This window comes from Endozoicomonas sp. ONNA1 (genome assembly GCF_024606325.1).
In the GTDB taxonomy this organism is placed as follows: domain Bacteria; phylum Pseudomonadota; class Gammaproteobacteria; order Pseudomonadales; family Endozoicomonadaceae; genus Endozoicomonas_A.
The window spans coordinates 1-2,067 of sequence record NZ_JAHHPN010000100.1 but is presented as its reverse complement, the minus strand read 5'-3'; the positions used below and the strand labels follow the sequence as shown (position 1 = coordinate 2,067).

Sequence of the window (2,067 nt, the reverse complement as noted above, 5' to 3'; positions counted from 1 at the left end):
CATCATGGAAATCCCCCGCACCATCAACGACCCCATCCAGTTCCTGTTCTGGTCTCTGGATGAAATCTACCCCGTAGCCGTGGGTCTGATCTGGGGTATCTGGTTTGACCAGCTGCTTCTGGGCATGTTTCTGGGCTGGATAGCAATTCGTGTCTATCGACGATTTCGGGATCGTCACCCTGACGGCCACCTGAGCCACCGGCTTTACTGGCTGGGCTTTTATTTTGTGAAAGCCAGAACCTTGCCCAACCCTTATGTTCGGGTCTTTTACCCTTCCCGAAAATGACCATTCAAGACTATCTGCGACGTTTGAAGCAATGGCGTCAGCAGCTCTGTGTGGACAGGCTGATGCTGCTGGTACTGGTGCTGACGAATGCACTACTGCTTTTCCAATGCCTCAGTCGCAAACCGGCTGTTGAGCTGACTTTGCCATTGATGGATGGGCAGATCGTCATTCACTCCGGTGAGGCTTCGCAGATCTATTACGAATGGTGGGGACTGTCTCTGGCTGAATTACTGGGCAACCTCAATCCGCAGAATCTGTCGTTTGTTGAATCCAGGCTGCAAAGTCTGCTTTCACCCAATCTGCACCGGCAAGTCCATGAAACATTGAATCGGCAGTTCCACCAGTTACGGGAAGACCATGTTTCGCTGAGCTTTGAGCCATTGCAGCTTGAATTTGATGAAAACACTCATGAGGTCAGAGTGACGGGAAACAGTGCTCTCTCATCGGGCCATCAACGCCTGTATGGGCAGAAAACCTTTACCTTTCAGTTCAGTCTGATCCATTATCGCCCTGTGCTTGCTGTCATTCAGATTGAATCTGATCTCAAGTAACCTTTCCTTATGAGATTTCCGACGATACCATCGTCCTTGCTCAAGCCTCAATGGCCCCGGCAGTTAAATATGTCCAACATTGGCCAATACCAACTTTATCAAGCCCAACATTGTGCTGTCAGTATCTATCCAAGTTGGTTCCGTCACACGATTAACCCTAAGAGATCATCGTAAAGACTTGTCATGTTAGAAATTAATTTTGCCCAGGGTGTCGGGCTGTTTGCCTTTATTGTCGGAGCAAGTGCATTCCTTCATCAAAACGGCCGGCGTTTTCGACTACACCTGACCGTATTTCAAATCCTGTTATGTATTCACTTTATTATGATGGGTGCATTCACGGCCGCGTTTGGCTGTGGGATCAGTGCGGCAAGAAGTTATGCTTCAACCAGAACGAAATCAAATAAAGTCATGTGGTTCTTTATTTCGTTATTATGGCTTATGGGTTTACCCAGTTTACAACATAGCTATGAATTGCTAACCATTTTTGGTGCATCTTTAGTAACCTGGGGTTTATTTCAGGTTGATGGAATAAAATTGCGTCTACTTGTCTTGTTTAATTCATTCTGTTGGCTGACAAATAATTTGCTGCTAGGTTCTATTGGCGGGACATTGATGGAGACGACATTTATTATTGTCAACTTGTATACGATATCTAAAATGTTCATTTCAAGACGTGCTATGTAGTCATTTATTGAGAGATTCCTTTATGAACAAAACGCATGTTGTTTCCGTCTGTTTGTATTGTTCATTGACTCTGGCAGCTGCACCAGTCAAGTTGCAGGTATCACCGGGTCAGCAGCAACCCGTAACCCTGAGTCGTCTACACCTGAATCGAATTGTCACGCCTTTTGCGGCTCCCCAGATTCGAACCATTGATCAGGCTGATATTCGGATTGAAGGTTCAGTGATTTATCTCTCTTCGCAGCAAGAAAAACCTTTTGTCGTGTACATCACCCCTCATGATAATGAGTCTCATGCCCTTTCTTTGCTGGTAACACCACTGGATGTTCCTCCCAAAGAAATTCAGCTGTCACTATCAAAACAATGGCAGCAAAAAAATCAGCCATAACAGGGCATTAGCAAAACGATTCGAAGAAACCTCGGACTATCAGCAGGCTATCACGGAAGTGCTTGCTGCGCTGGTGAGGGGACAGATACCGGAAGGTTATGAACTGAGCATGTTGCATCAATCCGATATTCAGCATTGCGAGCAGGACGGCCTGATGTTTG

4 protein-coding genes are annotated in these 2,067 nt (G+C 46.2%); all 4 read left to right on the top strand.

What is annotated here, in order from left to right:
* On the top strand, positions 1–286 hold a 286-nt coding region (traL, locus tag KDK19_RS02265), incomplete at its 5' end, for a type IV conjugative transfer system protein TraL (protein WP_257291262.1).
* Between the two features lie 50 nt (positions 287–336).
* On the top strand, positions 337–837 hold the full coding sequence (locus KDK19_RS02260; RefSeq protein WP_257279629.1) for a type IV conjugative transfer system protein TraE: 501 nt from the start codon (positions 337–339) through the stop codon (positions 835–837).
* Between the two features lie 183 nt (positions 838–1,020).
* Positions 1,021–1,521 (top strand): YgjV family protein, encoded by a 501-nt coding sequence (locus KDK19_RS02255; protein WP_257276173.1) that lies wholly within the window; start codon positions 1,021–1,023, stop codon positions 1,519–1,521.
* Between the two features lie 22 nt (positions 1,522–1,543).
* Positions 1,544–1,906 (top strand): type-F conjugative transfer system secretin TraK, encoded by a 363-nt coding sequence (locus tag KDK19_RS02250; protein WP_257279630.1) that lies wholly within the window; start codon positions 1,544–1,546, stop codon positions 1,904–1,906.
* The last annotated feature ends 161 nt before the right edge of the window (positions 1,907–2,067 follow it).

Coding starts and splice junctions, on each gene's coding strand:
- KDK19_RS02255 (WP_257276173.1), top strand. CDS start 1,021: ATGTTAGAAATTAATTTTGCCCAGGGTGTCGGGCTGTTTGCCTTTATT.
- KDK19_RS02250 (WP_257279630.1), top strand. CDS start 1,544: ATGAACAAAACGCATGTTGTTTCCGTCTGTTTGTATTGTTCATTGACT.